The sequence below is a fragment of the Pseudomonas sp. S3_B08 genome, assembly GCF_054667725.1.
On the sequence record NZ_CP162750.1, the window covers coordinates 4,533,835 to 4,548,198 of the forward strand.

The 14,364-nt window shown below is 61.0% G+C and carries 14 protein-coding genes; 8 read left to right on the plus strand and 6 right to left on the minus strand.

Features of this window, described 5'->3' with window-relative positions:
- Window positions 1-65: 65 nt before the first annotated feature.
- Window positions 66-734, plus strand: a complete 669-nt coding sequence (elbB, locus tag AB4N73_RS20590; protein WP_016772616.1) for an isoprenoid biosynthesis glyoxalase ElbB — start codon at window positions 66-68, stop codon at window positions 732-734.
- Between the two features lie 104 nt (window positions 735-838).
- Here the strand turns inward: elbB and AB4N73_RS20595 are convergent, their stop codons facing one another.
- Together AB4N73_RS20595 and AB4N73_RS20600 are read right to left on the minus strand one after the other, a co-directional pair.
- Window positions 839-1,294 (minus strand): YaiI/YqxD family protein, encoded by a 456-nt coding sequence (locus AB4N73_RS20595; RefSeq protein WP_041476910.1) that lies wholly within the window; start codon window positions 1,292-1,294, stop codon window positions 839-841.
- Window positions 1,295-1,396: 102 nt separating this feature from the next.
- Window positions 1,397-3,295 (minus strand): FTR1 family protein, encoded by a 1,899-nt coding sequence (locus AB4N73_RS20600; protein WP_095181268.1) that lies wholly within the window; start codon window positions 3,293-3,295, stop codon window positions 1,397-1,399.
- Window positions 3,296-3,537: 242 nt separating this feature from the next.
- On the opposite strand from AB4N73_RS20600, the gene AB4N73_RS20605 reads away from it, so the two are divergent.
- The 5 genes from AB4N73_RS20605 to AB4N73_RS20625 all read left to right on the plus strand — a co-directional run bounded on the left by AB4N73_RS20605 (window position 3,538) and on the right by AB4N73_RS20625 (window position 8,306).
- A complete protein-coding gene (locus AB4N73_RS20605; protein ID WP_460142485.1) occupies window positions 3,538-4,944 on the plus strand; it encodes a COG3014 family protein in 1,407 nt (468 codons plus the stop codon).
- Window positions 4,945-5,149: 205 nt separating this feature from the next.
- Window positions 5,150-6,544 carry a COG3014 family protein gene (locus AB4N73_RS20610; protein WP_460142486.1) on the plus strand — a complete coding sequence of 465 codons (1,395 nt, stop codon included), beginning with the start codon at window positions 5,150-5,152 and terminating at the stop codon, window positions 6,542-6,544.
- A 16-nt stretch (window positions 6,545-6,560) separates the two neighbouring features.
- Complete coding sequence (locus AB4N73_RS20615; protein ID WP_016772611.1) at window positions 6,561-6,932, plus strand: YcfL family protein; 372 nt, start codon at window positions 6,561-6,563, stop codon at window positions 6,930-6,932.
- Between the two features lie 36 nt (window positions 6,933-6,968).
- Window positions 6,969-7,556: a penicillin-binding protein activator LpoB gene (lpoB, locus tag AB4N73_RS20620; RefSeq protein ID WP_016772610.1), complete on the plus strand. Its 588-nt coding sequence runs from the start codon at window positions 6,969-6,971 to the stop codon at window positions 7,554-7,556.
- Window positions 7,557-7,559: 3 nt separating this feature from the next.
- Window positions 7,560-8,306, plus strand: coding sequence for a hypothetical protein (locus tag AB4N73_RS20625; protein ID WP_016772609.1), 747 nt, complete (start codon window positions 7,560-7,562; stop codon window positions 8,304-8,306).
- Window positions 8,307-8,523: 217 nt separating this feature from the next.
- On the opposite strand, the gene rhtB is transcribed toward AB4N73_RS20625, so the two are convergent.
- The 3 genes from rhtB to AB4N73_RS20640 form a co-directional block, all read right to left on the minus strand.
- On the minus strand, window positions 8,524-9,156 hold the full coding sequence (gene rhtB / locus AB4N73_RS20630; protein WP_024014759.1) for a homoserine/homoserine lactone efflux protein: 633 nt from the start codon (window positions 9,154-9,156) through the stop codon (window positions 8,524-8,526).
- 153 nt (window positions 9,157-9,309) lie between these two features.
- A complete protein-coding gene (locus AB4N73_RS20635; protein ID WP_056791670.1) occupies window positions 9,310-9,891 on the minus strand; it encodes a mechanosensitive ion channel family protein in 582 nt (193 codons plus the stop codon).
- The gene (locus AB4N73_RS20640) at window positions 9,891-11,801 is read right to left on the minus strand and encodes an ATP-binding cassette domain-containing protein (protein WP_056791667.1); all 1,911 of its coding nucleotides are present in this window, start codon (window positions 11,799-11,801) and stop codon (window positions 9,891-9,893) included. The genes AB4N73_RS20635 and AB4N73_RS20640 overlap by 1 nt, the downstream gene beginning before the upstream one ends.
- Before the next feature lie 50 nt (window positions 11,802-11,851).
- Here AB4N73_RS20640 and AB4N73_RS20645 point away from each other — a divergent pair, with 50 nt between their 5' ends.
- The gene (locus tag AB4N73_RS20645; protein WP_256807759.1) at window positions 11,852-12,313 is read left to right on the plus strand and encodes a TIGR02444 family protein; all 462 of its coding nucleotides are present in this window, start codon (window positions 11,852-11,854) and stop codon (window positions 12,311-12,313) included.
- On the opposite strand, the gene AB4N73_RS20650 is transcribed toward AB4N73_RS20645, so the two are convergent.
- Window positions 12,310-13,488 (minus strand): AlgP family protein, encoded by a 1,179-nt coding sequence (locus AB4N73_RS20650; RefSeq protein ID WP_256807757.1) that lies wholly within the window; start codon window positions 13,486-13,488, stop codon window positions 12,310-12,312. The two genes, AB4N73_RS20645 and AB4N73_RS20650, sit on opposite strands and share 4 nt — an antisense overlap.
- Window positions 13,489-13,680: 192 nt before the next feature.
- On the opposite strand from AB4N73_RS20650, the gene AB4N73_RS20655 reads away from it, so the two are divergent.
- Window positions 13,681-14,346, plus strand: a complete 666-nt coding sequence (locus AB4N73_RS20655; protein ID WP_256807755.1) for an FKBP-type peptidyl-prolyl cis-trans isomerase — start codon at window positions 13,681-13,683, stop codon at window positions 14,344-14,346.
- Window positions 14,347-14,364: the final 18 nt, after the last annotated feature.

Here is a 14,364-nt window from a genome sequence, read left to right on the forward strand (position 1 = left end):
ATGCCCCTATGGCCACGCGCGACGATTTAAGGGACATTGAGCGCCATGAATCTGGAGAGAAGCCCATGAGCAAAAAAGTTGCAGTGATCCTGTCCGGCAGTGGCGTGTACGACGGCGCCGAAATCCAGGAAAGTGTCATCACCCTGCTGCGCCTCGACCAGCGCGGCGCACAGGTGCAGTGCTTCGCGCCAAACATCGCGCAATTGCATGTGATCAACCACCTGACCGGCGAAGAAATGCCGGAATCGCGCAACGTACTGGTGGAATCGGCGCGGATTGCCCGGGGCAACGTCAAGGATATCCGCGACGCCGATGTCGAGGATTTCGACGCACTGATCGTGCCCGGCGGTTTCGGCGCGGCAAAGAACCTGTCGAACTTCGCGATCGAAGGCGCCGGCTGCACCGTGCAACCTGAAGTGCTGGCCTTGGCCGAAGCATTTGCCGAAGCGGGCAAACCGGTCGGGCTGATCTGCATCTCACCGGCACTGGCGGCGAAAATCTATGGCCCGGGCGTGACCTGCACCATCGGCAACGACGCCGACACCGCTGCGGCCATGAACAAAATGGGCGCCACCCACGAAGAGTGCGCCGTGACGGAAATCGTCGAAGACAAGGCGCGCAAACTGGTCACCACCCCGGCTTACATGCTGGCGCAGACCATCAGTGAAGCGGCTTCGGGGATCAACAAACTGGTCGACCGCGTGCTCGAACTGACCCACGAAAACGACGCTTGAAATCAAAAGATCGCAGCCTTCGGCAGCTCCTAAAGGTTTCGTGTCGCGCCGTGATATTGCGGCATACACCGCCCCTGTAGGAGCTGCCGCAGGCTGCGATCTTTTCAGGGCTTGCGGGTGAGCCGGGTGAGAATCCGATCCAGCGCATTGGCAAACGCCTGCTTCTCGCGCTCGCCAAACGGCGCCGGGCCGCCGCTCATCTGGCCCTGCTCCCTGAGATCGGTGAACAGATTCCGCACCGCCAGCCGCTCGCCCATGTTCTGCGCATCGAACTCCTTGCCGCGCGGATCCAGTGCCGCCACGCCCTTCTTGACCAGCCGATCGGCCAGCGGAATATCGCTGCAGATCACCAGCTCGCCCGGCACGGCGTGCTCAACCAGATAGTCATCCGCCGCATCCGGCCCGCTCGGCACCACGATCAGTTTGACGATGGCCAGCCCCGGCTTGGTCTGCGGCTGCCCGGCTACCAGCACCACTTCGAACTGGCGCTTGAGGGCGAATTTCACTACAAGATCCTTCGCCGCCCGTGGACAGGCGTCGGCATCGATCCATACACGCATGTTCTTGCCTCCAAAAAATTCGCGAGCAGGCTCGCTCCCAAAGGATACAGACCGAACCTGTGGGAGCGAGCCTGCTCGCGAATATGAGCGCAGCGAATGCCTTTATGCAGCCGAAACCCGACGCTTCTCCGCCACCCAACTGCGCCCATACAGCACAGCAATCGCCACAATCGCCACCACCTGCGCGGTCAGCGAATAGGCATCGGCATGGATCCCCAGCCAGTCGAATTCAAAGAACGCGACCGGCCGTGTGCCGAAGATCCCGGCTTCCTGCAAGGCCTTCACGCCATGCCCGGCAAACACCACCGACAGCGCGCACAACAGCGCGGCGTTGATGCTGAAGAACAGCGTCAGCGGCAGTTTCGCCGAGCCGCGCAGAATCACCCAGGCCAGGCCGACCAGCAGCACCAGCGCCGTCGCGCCGCCGGCCAGCACGGCGTTGTGCCCGGCTGGACCGGCCTGCAGCCACAGGGTTTCGTAGAACAGGATCACTTCAAACAACTCGCGATAGACCGAGAAGAACGCCAGGATCGCAAAGCCGAAACGTCCACCGCCGCCGACCAGACTGCTTTTGATGTAATCCTGCCAGGCCGCCGCATGACGGCGGTCATGCATCCACACGCCGAGCCACAACACCATGACGCTGGCAAACAGCGCGGTGGCGCCTTCCAGCAACTCACGCTGCGAACCGCTGACGTCGATGACGTACGCCGCCAGTGCCCAGGTACCCAGACCTGCCAGCAGTGCCAGACCCCAGCCAACGTTGACACTGCGTACTGCCGATTGCTGACCGGTATTGCGCAGGAAGGCGAGGATCGCCGCCAGCACCAGAATCGCTTCCAGGCCTTCGCGCAGCAGAATCAGCAGGCCGGAGATGAAGCTCAGCGACCAGCTCAGACCATCGCTGCCCAGCAGGCCGGCGGATTCCTTGAGTTTGGCTTTGGCCGCGTCCAGACGCTGTTCGGCCTGCTCGACCGGCAGACCATCCTGCAATGACTGCCGATACGCCATCAGCGATTTTTCGGTGTCCTTGCGCACGTTGGCATCGACGTTATCCAGCGAGCTTTCGACCAGTTCGAAGCCTTCCAGATACGCCGCCACCGACAGGTCATAGGCCTGATCGTGTTCACCGGCGCGGTAGGCCGCGAGGCTTTTGTCCAGCGTGGCGGCGGTGTAATCGAGCAACTGCGCCGGACCGCGCTTGACCTGCGGCGGTTGCGCGCGCTGGGCACGGAACGTCGCCGCGACCTCTGCGCCCTCGGCAGCCTGCACCTCGGCCGGGGTCTGGCGGGCCAGGTCGGCGATGTTGTAGACCTTGTCGGACTTGGCGGCCGCCGCATCGGCGCTGAAGCCGGCGATGTAGGTGGCCAGATCCCAGCGCTGGCGATCATCGAGCTGATCGGCGAACGCCGGCATGTCGGTGCCTTCGACGCCCTGGCCGAGGGTGCTGTAGATCGCGTACAGACTCAGGTGATCCATCCGCGCAGCGTCGCGCAGGTTGGCTGGCGCAGGGGTCAGACCGACACCGGCCGGGCCGTCGCCAGCACCAGTGTCGCCGTGGCACACCGAGCAATTTTGCGCATACAGCGGCGCACCGCGTGTCGGGTCCGGAGTGATGATCGGTGCCTGGCTGACTTCATAAGCCACCGCCAGTTTCGCCCCCAGCTGTCGGGCCTGACGGGCGACATCAGCACCGTCCTGCTTCGCAGTGATGGCGGCGTGCAAAGACTCCACGCCCTGTTCCAGCGCGGCTTTTTCCGGTTTGGCCGGTAATGCAGTGATCAAGCCTTGCAGAACCTGAGTGAATTCCAGCTGCTCGCGGTATTCGCCATCGTCGATGACTTTGCCTGCCGCGACCGTTGGCGGGTAATCGGCACTGATGTAATCGAGCAGGTGCAACGCTTGCGGCGCGCCTTCCACGGTATCGGCCAGCAGCGGCAGGCTGCTCAGGGACAATAACGGGAACAGCAGCCAGGCCAGCAATCGGGACGAGGCAGTCATGAACGAATCTCAAATGGAAATGCGAAGTTACATATTGTTCACTTCGAAGACATTTCTCTCAAGCTTTGTCGGCGTTTCGCTTTGATTGGCAGGAAATACCCGGCAGACGGCAGCAGCGTTTGTCGCCGAGTATTGCCGCACTGCCCGCTGCCGATTGACGCTCGATCAAGATCGCAGCCATTTGCCACCATCCACTTTATACTGCCCGCCCCAGAGCATTTGCGCGCAAGGAATCAACCTCAATGCGGAGTCTTCCGTTCGTTTTGCTGCTTTGCGTCGCTGTTCAGTTGAGCGGTTGTGCCGCCTATCGCAACTACGATCTTGAAATGCAGCAGACCACCGAGCAAATGACCCGGGGCAATCTGACCGGGGCTCTGGCACTGGTGGAAATGAACAACCCGTGGGAAGACAAGGATCTGCTGTATTACCTGGAAAAAGGCGCGATCCTCAGCGCTGGCAGTGCCCTGCCCGACAGCCAGGACGCCTGGCGCAATGCCGACCGCATGATCTTCCAGCGCGAGGAAGCCAACCCGTCCGGCGCGATGAAATTACTGGCCCGTTTCGGTGATGAAATGGGCACGATGCTGGTCAACGACAAGCTGCGGCGCTATGAAGGCTACGATTACGAAAAGGTCATGTTGACTACGCAAATGGCCTTGAACCAGCTATCCGTCAATGACTTTGCCGGCGCCCGCGCAGACATCAGGAAAACCCACGAACGCGAAGCATTGATCGCCCGCCAGCGTGAAAAGCAATACGAAGCGGCCGAGGAACAGGCAAAAGTTCAAGGCAAAGTTCTCCATTACAAGGAACTGGAAGGCTACCCGGTCGCCTTGCTTGATGCGCCGCAGGTCGTTGAGCTGAAAAACGGCTATCAGAGTGCGTTCAGCCACTATCTGGCCGGATTCACCTATGAAGCCCTCGGCGAACGCGCCCTCGCGGCGGCCGGTTATCGTCAGGCGATCGAACTGCGGCCGGATATGCCCTTGCTGCAAAAGGCCCTGCGCAATCTCGACAAACCGCCAGCGAAAGCCGATGAAAGCGATGTGTTGCTGATTATCCAGAGTGGCCTGGCCCCGGCTCGCAGCTCAGTGCAAGTGCCGATCCCGGTTCGTCTGAACGAAACGCTGGTCATCATCGCGCCCATTTCATTCCCGGTGATGGTGCCGGACGCGGTCACGCCCAACTTCAGCCATATCACCGTAGACGGTCGCAAACAGCCGTTGGTAGTGATCAATAGCGTGACCGATATGTCCATGCGCACACTGCGCGACGACATGCCGCAAATCATCTCGCGGGCGATGTTCCGTGCCAACATGGCCGCCATCGGTCAAGCGCAGGAAAACGAGCGCAACCCGGCGAAAGCCTCGTTGATCGTCACTCAGCATGATCCGTTCGAAGAAGCCGACAACCGCACATGGCGAGCGTTGCCGGACAAGACGCTGGTCGCCCGCCTGCGCTTGAAAAAAGGCCTGCATACCTTCCGTTTTGCGCCTGCGTCCATCGACCACCCTTTTGAAATGCGCGTCGACCAGGACCGCCAGATTCTGCACCTGCGGGTATTCCGGGATCAGGTCTATACCGTCGGATCAGCCTTTGTACCGAATCAAAAACCCGCGTTGGATAAACCCGCTTCTGCGGAGAAGTGATGGCACAACATCTAGAAATGCACCCAAAAAGCTATTACATAGCCATCACCCCACGTTTATAATGCCGCGCCCTCGCCCAGCGAGCCGGCATCAAAAGCTCCTCACGCATGAGGAATTGGCAGGAGGCCAGCGCCGCCGTCGATAGGTCACACCAGCCCGACCAGCACACGCGGCTGCAAGTTTTTTACTCAGGGAAGAAGTACCCATGGCATTCCGCGCTCCCATGCTGCTCGCGCTCAGCGCCGTCACGCTGTTGTCCGGCTGCGCAGCGTTTCGCAACTACGATTCCGAACTGGCCCAGACCAATCAGCAACTGGCATCCGGCAACGTCGACGCGGCGCTGACCCTGCTGGAAAAGAACAACACCGGTACCGACAAAGACCTGCTCTATTACTTCGAGAAAGGCGAACTGCTGCGCGCCAAGGGCGACCTGTCAGGCAGCCAGAACGCCTGGGGCAGCGCCGATCAGGTGGTCGGTCAGTGGGAAGACGCGGTCAAGCTCGATTCGGCCAAGTACCTGGCACAGTTCGGCAGCTTCATCGTCAACGACAAGGTGCGTCGCTACGAAGGCTATGACTACGAGAAAGTCATGCTGACCACGCAGATGGCCTTGAACCTGTTGTCGGTCAACGATTTCGATGGCGCCCGCACTGCGATCAAAAAGACCCACGAACGAGAAGCGGTGATCGCTGACCTGCGCGACAAGGAATACCTCAAGAGCGAAGAACAGGCCGAAAAAGAAGGCATCAAGACCCAGTACAAGGATCTGCAGGGTTATCCGGTGGCCAGCCTCGACGCGCCGGAAGTGGTCGGCCTGAAAAACAGCTACCAGAGTGCGTTCAGCCATTACCTGGCCGGTTTCGTTTACGAAGCCCTGGGCGAGAAGGATCTGGCCGCGCCGGGTTATCGCAAGGCTGCCGAATTGCGCCCGAACACGCCGCTGCTCGAGCAGGCGCTGGTCAATCTCGACAAGCCTTCCAAATCCGATGACAGCGACATTCTCATCGTCGTGCAGAGCGGTCTGGCCCCGGCCCGTGACTCGATTCGCGTACCGCTGCCGCTGCCGATTTCCAACAACGTGGTGATCACCCCGTTGTCGTTCCCGATCATCAAACCGGACACCTCCACCGCGCCTTTTGCGCAGATCGGCGTCGACGGCAAGCAGGTCCACCTGACCGCACTGAACAGCACCACCGCCATGTCCCGCCGCGCTCTGCGTGATGACATGCCGGGGATCATCGTGCGCACCACCGTGCGCGCGATCACCAAAGGCGTGGCGCAGAAGCAGATCAACGAAACCAATCCGCTGGCCGGTCTCGCTGTGGGTATTTCTTCAGCAGTGCTCGAAGGTGCCGATACCCGTACATGGCGCACCCTGCCGGACAACACCCAAGTGGTGCGTCTGCGCCTGAAAAAAGGTGAGCATCAGGTTACCCTGCCGAGCGCCGTCGGCGGCTCGGTGGTCAAGGTCACCGTCGACCAGCGTTACCAAGTGATCAGCCTGCGTGCTGTGGGCAACCAGGTATTCGCTGGCGGCATCGCTGCTCACGTAATGCCGAGCGCTGCCGCGACCAACGTCGCCAGCCTCAAACAACCTTAAGAACGGAGTCTTTGCAATGCGCTTGAAGATCATCGCCGTCGCCGCCCTCGCCTTGCTGGCAGGCTGCGCCACCCCGCCACCACCTGAGCCGGGCAGCGCCGCGAGCAAAGTCGTGGCCATGGGCCCGCAGAAACACATCGTCGTCGGCGCCATGCGCGTGGCTCGTGAAAACGGCTTCATGACCGTCAACGTGCAGTTGAGCAACACCCTTAACAGCAACAAGATTTTCTACTACCGCTTCGCCTGGCTCGGCGCCGAAGGTTTCCCGGTTGCCGAAGAAGAAGTGTGGAAAAGCCAGATGATGTACGGCGCCCAGACCAGCTTCATTCAGGCCATCGCCCCGACCCCGAAAGCCGTGGATTTCCGTCTGGAAATCAAGACGCCTTAAGCCCGCCACCCTATTTCTGATTGAGAGAGCTTTCTCATGTTTGCACGCTTTTCCTGCATCGCCGTCATCGCCCTGCTCGCCTCCGGTTGCGCCAACACCTCGCCGACCCTGGGCAGCAAGAACATCAGCTACGGCGACACCAAGGCTGTTGAAACCGTGACCAACGAATTCGGTTCGACCGACCTGCAAATGATCGCCGAGTCGATGACCCGCTCGCTGGCCCAGTCCGGCATTCTGCAGGGCCGTCCGGTGGTTCAGGTCTACGATGTGAAGAACAAGACCAGCGAGTACATCGACACCCGCGAAATCACCACCAGCATCAAGACCCAGCTGATGAAGACCGGTGTCGCGCGCTTTGCCAGCGACAACAATGCAATGCAGAGCCAGGTTGACCAGCTCAAGCTGCAAAACCAGAGCGGTCTGTACAAGAAAAGCACCGTGGCCAAGACCGGCAACATGGTTGCCGCCAAGTACCGCATCGAAGGCTCGATCAGCTCGATCGTCAAGCGCAGCAGCGACTACAAGGACGTCTTCTACAAATTCAGCCTGCAGTTGATCGACGTCGAAAGCGGTCTGGCCGAGTGGATGGACGAAAAAGAGATCCGCAAAACCACGGAGCGTTGATCGATGCGCACATGGATTGGCATGATGGCCCTGGCTTGCGCGTTCAGCGCGCAGGCGGCCCCGAAAGTGGCGGTGACGGATCTGGCGTATCAGGAGCGCGTGGAGCAATACATCCACATCGTTTCGGCGCAGAGCAATCACCGCGAGAGTTACTACAGCGCCAGCGGTTCTTCGAGCTACAACGAGATCGAAGCGACCACCAGCTATATCGAACAGGGTGAGTTGCGCAAATTCACCGGCGACATCAAGGGTGAAATCCTGCGTACCGGCATGTTCCAGCTGGTGCAGGGCACGCCGTATACCGCCTCATCCAAAGGCGACGTGTATGACGTGATCAAGCGCATCAAGGCCGGCAACTTCAAAGGCGCCGACTACGTGCTGTTCGGCACCGTGTCCGACATCGATTTCACCCAGGACATCAACGAGCTGGCGCACACCGACAGCTACTCGGCAGTGCTGGGCCTGACGCTGGTGGCGGATTTCAGCCTGATCAACACCAAGACCTACGAGATCACCTCGGCCTTCACTGCGATGGGCGAAGCGCAGGACACCAAACTGGTGAACCATCGCGACATCAAGATCTCGCTGAACCGTCCGCGGGTGGTGCGTGAGGTGTCGAAGGCCTTGGGCGAAGACGTGGCCGGGCAACTGAGCATGCAACTCGGTGGCGGTGACGGTTATGAGCAGCCGCGTGAAGCGCCGCAGCGCAATAATCTGCCGCGTGATACGGCGCCGGTGATTTTACGCTGAGCCGATCTGAGGACTTTTGTGGCGAAGGGCTCTGTGGCGAGGGGATTTATCCCCGTTGGGTCGCGAAGCGGCCCTCGCTATTGATTCAAGACGATTGGGACTGCTGCGCAGTCCAACGGGGATAAATCCCCTCGCCACAAAAGCTCGCTTGCCCCGATGTCTCGGTAGAAATGAAAAAGGCGACCTCATGAGGTCGCCTTTTTTCTGCCCGGACGGTTTACGCCGCCGCTTTGCGCAACGTCGCCATGAACGCCGCCGCGCCAATGAACAATCCGGCAAAGGTGCGGTTCATGCGCTTCTGCTGCTTGGGCGTGCGCAACAGGCGCAGCACCTTCGACGCCAGTCCGGTGTAGCCGGCCATGACAATCAGATCGACGAAAACCATGGTCACGCCGATCACCACATACTGAATCAGCAGCGGTGCATGGGGATTGATGAACTGCGGCAACACCGCGAGCATGAACACCAACGCCTTGGGGTTGCTGATGTTCACCAGAAAGCCGCGAAACACCAAAGCCAGCGGCTTGCCGATCGGCCGCACTGCGGCGTCATCGCTCATGTCCATGGGCAGCGCCCGCCATTGCTTGATCGCCAGGTAAACCAGATAGGCGACACCGAACCATTTGATCGCATGGAATGCTGTGGCCGAAGCGGTGAGCACAGCGCCAACACCCGCGCCGACAATCGCGATCTGCACCGCCAGACCGATCTGCAGGCCCAGTGCGTTCCAGTAGCCGCGCCAGAACCCGTATTGCAGACCGCTGGACATCGACGCGATGGCGCCCGCGCCCGGGGACAGGCTGATCACCCAGCAGGCGGCAAAAAATGCCAGCCATGTTTGAAGCTCCATCGCACACCTCGGCTGATGCTGTAACAAGTCGTCAAAACTAATGCTGTTTGGGGCTAAAAGCAAAAGATCGCAGCCTTCGGCAGCTCCTACAGGGATCGTATTCCAAATGTAGGAGCTGCCGAAGGCTGCGATCTTTTGATCTTGCTGGAAAAGCTACTTCTCAAAGCCACTCGACGGAAACACATCTGTCCCGCGCCAACGCCGCACCGAACGCTGGAAGAACAGGCTGTTCGGCACCTGCACCATGGCGCTGCCGGTGCCCAACTCTTCGGCCTCGACCAGCGTGGTGTAGAGCAGATTGATCGCGATCACCCGGCCTTTGACGCCAGGCTTGTCGGTGGTATCCACCAGCTCGACTACGTCGCCGAGGCGGAACGGCCCGACGGTGAAGATCAGAATCGCGCAGAGCAGGTTCGACAGCACGCTCCACATGGCGAAGAACGCCACCGCCGCCACCGCGACAAATCCCGACAGCGCCGTCCACAGCACCGTGGCCGAAACGCCGAGGCGCTCGAGCACGAAGAGCAGCGCGCTGCCCATGATCAGCCAGCGCAACACGCCGCGTAGCGGCATCAGCAACTGCGGCGGAAACGGATAGCGCTCACCCAGGCGAGTGAGGCCTTTGGCGACGAAACGCTGGGTCAGGTAACCGGCCAGCAGAATCAGCAGAATCTGCGCGGTGAACCACAACGGTTCGACCCACACCGCCGAGAAAGGCAGCTTGAAGGCTTCCATCAGGACAACGCCTCCAGCTCCGCCTGCATGCTTTCCAGGGTTTCCAGCGCTTCCATCCAGGCTTCTTCCAGCTCGGCTTCACGAACCTTCAATTTCGCCTGTTCGGCGAGCAGATCACGCAATTCATTCTTGCGCGCCGGCTCGTAGATATCGCTGTCACCGAGGCTGGCATCGACCTTGGCCAGTTTCTCGTGGAGCTTGCCCAGCTCGGCTTCAAGCTTGTCGGCCTCGCGCTTGTGCGGCGCCAGTTGCTGACGCAACGCTGCCGCCGCCTGGCGCTGCGCTTTCTTGTCGGTCTTGTCCGGGTTGACAGGCGTGTTGCTGACCGGCGCATTGCGCTGACGGTATTCCACCAGCCAGCGCGCGTAGTCTTCGAGATCGCCGTCGAACTCTTCGACCTTGCCGTCAGCGACCAGATAGAAGTTGTCGGTGGTGCTCTTGAGCAAGTGCCGATCGTGAGAGACCACCAGCACCGCACCGCTGAATTCCTGCAGGGCCATGGTCAGCGCCAGACGCATTTCCAGATCGAGGTGGTTGGTCGGTTCGTCGAGCAGCAGCAGGTTCGGCCGTTCCCAGGCGATCAACGCGAGGGCCAGACGCGCCTTCTCGCCACCGGAGAAATTCAGCACCGGCTCATCGATGCGCGCACCCCGGAAGTCGAAGCCGCCAAGGAAGTCGCGCAAGGTCTGCTCGCGCTCACCCGGCGCGAGGCGCTGCAAGTGCAGCAACGGGCTGGCCTTGGAGTCCAGCGAATCGAGCTGATGCTGGGCGAAGTAGCCGACCACGGTGTTTTCGCCACGGGTCAGGCGCCCGGCCAGCGGTTCGAGCTCGCCGGCGAGGTTCTTGATCAGCGTCGATTTACCCGCACCGTTCGGCCCAAGCAGACCGATCCGCGCACCCGGGGTCAGTTGCAGCTTGACCTTCTCGAGGATGGTCTTGTCGCCATAACCCAGGCGTGCATCGGACAGGTCGATCAGCGGACTGGAGATCTTGGTCGACTCGCGGAAGACAAAGTCGAACGGCGAATCGACGTGGGCCGCCGACAATTCTTCCATGCGCTCCAGCGCCTTGATCCGGCTCTGCGCCTGACGGGCCTTGGTCGCTTGCGCCTTGAAGCGAGCGATGTAGCTTTCCATGTGCGCACGCTGCGCCTGCTGCTTCTCGTAGGCCTGTTGCTGCTGGGCCAGACGCTCGGCACGGGCGCGCTCGAACGCGGTGTAGCCGCCCCGGTAGAGAGTCAGTTTGCGCTGATCGACATGGGCAACGTGATCGACCACTTCGTCGAGGAAATCCCGGTCGTGGGAAATCAGCAGCAAGGTGCCCGGATAACTCTTCAGCCACTCTTCGAGCCAGATGATCGCATCGAGGTCCAAGTGGTTGGTCGGTTCGTCGAGCAGCAGCAGATCCGACGGGCACATCAGTGCCTGCGCCAGATTCAGACGCATCCGCCAGCCACCGGAGAAATCGCCTACCTGACGATCCATCTGCTCATTGGTGAACCCAAGACCGGCGAGCAGCTTGCGCGCCCGCGCATCGGCGGTGTAACCGTCGGCGCTGTCGAGTTCGGCGTGCAGGCGCGCCAGCGCGGTGCCGTCGTGGGCCTGCTCGGCGGCGGCAAGCTCGCGTTGCACCTCGCGCAGACGCAGGTCGCCATCGAGCACATAATCGACCGCCAGGCGTTCGAGGGTGTCGACCTCCTGGCGCATGTGCGCGATACGCCAGTCGGCCGGCAGCAGGCAGTCGCCCGAATCCGGGTGCAACTCGCCGCGCAGCAGGGCGAACAGGCTGGATTTGCCGGCACCGTTGGCACCGATAAGGCCGGCTTTGTGGCCGGCGTGCAGGGTCAGCTCGGCGTCTTCTAGCAGACGTTGCGGGCCACGCTGTAAAGTCAGGTTCTGAAGTCGGATCATAATGGCGGCGGAGTCTACCAGCTTCGCTCACAACTGGCGCGAGTAGCACGATGTCCTCTGACCTGTGGAGCTTTGCCCTTGATGTCTACGCCCGCCCGGGTGTGGAAGATGCCTGCCTGCAATTGCAAACGGCGGGCGCCAATGTCTGCCTGCTGCTGTGCGGTTTGTGGCTGGAGCAGCGCGCGGTGGCCTGCGATCAGCCGCGCGTACGCCTGCTCAAGGCTCTCACCGCGCCATGGGATATCGAAGTGGTGCAGCCGCTGCGAACCCTGCGCCTGCAATGGAAAGCGCGGGCCATCGACGATGCGGTGGTGGCCGGCATGCGCGAGCAGATCAAATCACTGGAGCTTGAAGCTGAGCGCACCTTGCTTTCACGCCTTGAAGGTGTGGCGCAGGAGTGGACGCGCAACGATGCAGGTTCGGTGACCTGGCTTGAAGACCTGGCCGGCAATGCCGCCAGCCTGAACCGCGACGAGCTGCAAGTGCTGCGCGTCGCGGCAACCGGCACTTAGGAAGCGCTGGTCGGGGTGCTGCTGACGTTCGACGAAGCAGCTGGCGCTGGCGCAGTCGAAGTGGTCGAGTGGGCGGCGGACGACGGTGCCGACGCAGCTGGAGCAGCCGGGGTAGCGGCAGTGACAGGCTTGGCCGCTGGAGCGGTGGCCGGTTTGGTCGCGGCTGGTTTGGCAGCTGCAGGCTTTTTCACCGCTGGTTTTGCGGCTGGCTTGGCGGCCGGTTTTGCAGCAGCGGTCGCAGGCTTGGCAGCAGGCTTGGCGGCCGGTTTCGCAGCGGTTTTTGCCGCAGGTTTTGCTGCCGATGTTGCGGCTGGTTTGGCAGCCGGTTTTACCGTCACTTTCGCAGCAGGTTTGGCGCCGGCCGGCTTGGCCGCAGTCCTGGCAGCAGGCTTCGCAGCGGCAGTCTTGGCAGCAGGTTTTGCTGCTGGTTTCGCTGCTGCTTTGGCAGCAGGTTTGGCGGCTGCGGTTTTCGCCGGTGCAGCTTTGCTCGCGGCCGGTTTTGCAGCGGCTTTGGCAGGGGTGGCTTTCACTGCTGGCCTGGCTGCAGCAGGTTTGGCTGCGGTGGTTTTAGCCGCCGGTTTTGCCGCGCTCGCCGCCGGCTTCTTCGCTGCAGTTTTCGCCGCTGGTTTGGCAGCCGCTTTCACTGGCGCCTTGGCCGCTGGTTTGGTGGCGGTTTTCGCAACAGCAGGTTTCGCCGCAGCGGTCTTCGCCGGGGCTTTGCTTGCAGCAGGTTTAGCAGCGACTTTCTTCGCTGGTGCTGCTGCCGGTTTGGCCGAACGCGACGACAGAACTTTGCCCACTGCTTCCTGAACGCGGCCAACACCCTGGGCCAGTTTCAGGCTTTCCTGGGCATCGCGCTTGAGCTGCAGAATGTAGCTGCGGGTCTCGGACTGGCGATCTTTCAAAGCGTCCAGCAGGTCTTCGAGTTCTTTCACGGAAGACTTGGCTTTGTTCTGAGCCTTGGCTTTGCCGGCAGTGGCGGCGTCCTGCAACTTGGTGCGCGATTTGTGCAGTTTTTCCTGCGCCTTGCCACGCTGTTTTTCCAGCTTGGCGAGCAGTTTTTCAGCATCAGCCAAGGCTTGCGAGCAAGCGTTTTCCAAATGCTCGAGCAGGCTGCCCGACAATTGTTGGAGTAAGTGCAACGGAGTATTTACAGGCTTCTTGGTGGCCGACATGGTTTACCTCCTGGCTGACGTGAGTGCGGCTCATACTAGACCTCTGCTGATACCGCCGCTAGGGCATGTTGACAGTATCTGCACCGTTGCGTTGCACCGCAGCCGAAATGTTCTGCGCCGAGGAAAAAGCAGTTCACCGATGCAGACGTTTGCACTGGCATAATCCCCCGCATCTCAGGTCGGAGAGTGCCCATGTCGCGCTACTTTATTTTGTCCCTCTGCGTGTTTTTTTCGACGGCGTATGCCGATGAAAAAACCACGGCGAACGATGCTCATGATCTGGCTTACAGCCTCGGTGCCAGCCTCGGCGAACGACTGCGCCAAGAGGTGCCGCAGTTGCAGATCCAGGCGCTGATCGAAGGTCTGCAACAGGCATATCAGGGCAAGCCACTGGCGTTGAGTGAAGCGCGCATTGAACAGATTCTGGCCGACCATGAATCGCAAAATGCCGAGCAGGCTTCACGGCAGTCGAGCGATGCTGCGATGGAAAACGAGCAACGCTTTCTCAGTGCGGAAAAAGCCAAACCGGGGGTGAAGGAACTGGCCGATGGCATTCTCCTGACTGAACTGGTTCCGGGCACTGGCGCCAAGGCCGGCCCGGACGGCAAAGTGCAGGTGCTGTATGTCGGCAAGCTGCCGGACGGCACTGTGTTCGATCAGAACACCCAGCCGCAATGGTTCAACCTCGACAGCGTGATTGCCGGTTGGCGCACCGCCTTGCAGAACATGCCGGTGGGGGCGAAATGGCGGCTGGTGATTCCATCGGATCAAGCCTATGGCGCCGACGGTGCCGGCGACCTGATTGCGCCGTTCACGCCTCTGGTTTTTGAAGTGGAGTTGCGTGGTGCGACGAGCTGATCAGGCATAAAAAAACGG

Bases quoted from the DNA above. Each gene is read 5' to 3' on its own strand.
- AB4N73_RS20595 (WP_041476910.1), bottom strand. From the start codon at position 1,294: ATGCGTGTATGGATCGATGCCGACGCCTGTCCACGGGCGGCGAAGGAT.
- AB4N73_RS20640 (WP_056791667.1), bottom strand. From the start codon at position 11,801: ATGATCCGACTTCAGAACCTGACTTTACAGCGTGGCCCGCAACGTCTG.
- AB4N73_RS20650 (WP_256807757.1), bottom strand. From the start codon at position 13,488: ATGTCGGCCACCAAGAAGCCTGTAAATACTCCGTTGCACTTACTCCAA.
- AB4N73_RS20605 (WP_460142485.1), top strand. From the start codon at position 3,538: ATGCGGAGTCTTCCGTTCGTTTTGCTGCTTTGCGTCGCTGTTCAGTTG.
- AB4N73_RS20655 (WP_256807755.1), top strand. From the start codon at position 13,681: ATGTCGCGCTACTTTATTTTGTCCCTCTGCGTGTTTTTTTCGACGGCG.
- elbB (WP_016772616.1), top strand. From the start codon at position 66: ATGAGCAAAAAAGTTGCAGTGATCCTGTCCGGCAGTGGCGTGTACGAC.
- AB4N73_RS20625 (WP_016772609.1), top strand. From the start codon at position 7,560: ATGCGCACATGGATTGGCATGATGGCCCTGGCTTGCGCGTTCAGCGCG.
- AB4N73_RS20645 (WP_256807759.1), top strand. From the start codon at position 11,852: ATGTCCTCTGACCTGTGGAGCTTTGCCCTTGATGTCTACGCCCGCCCG.
- rhtB (WP_024014759.1), bottom strand. From the start codon at position 9,156: ATGGAGCTTCAAACATGGCTGGCATTTTTTGCCGCCTGCTGGGTGATC.
- lpoB (WP_016772610.1), top strand. From the start codon at position 6,969: ATGTTTGCACGCTTTTCCTGCATCGCCGTCATCGCCCTGCTCGCCTCC.
- AB4N73_RS20610 (WP_460142486.1), top strand. From the start codon at position 5,150: ATGGCATTCCGCGCTCCCATGCTGCTCGCGCTCAGCGCCGTCACGCTG.
- AB4N73_RS20615 (WP_016772611.1), top strand. From the start codon at position 6,561: ATGCGCTTGAAGATCATCGCCGTCGCCGCCCTCGCCTTGCTGGCAGGC.
- AB4N73_RS20600 (WP_095181268.1), bottom strand. From the start codon at position 3,295: ATGACTGCCTCGTCCCGATTGCTGGCCTGGCTGCTGTTCCCGTTATTG.
- AB4N73_RS20635 (WP_056791670.1), bottom strand. From the start codon at position 9,891: ATGGAAGCCTTCAAGCTGCCTTTCTCGGCGGTGTGGGTCGAACCGTTG.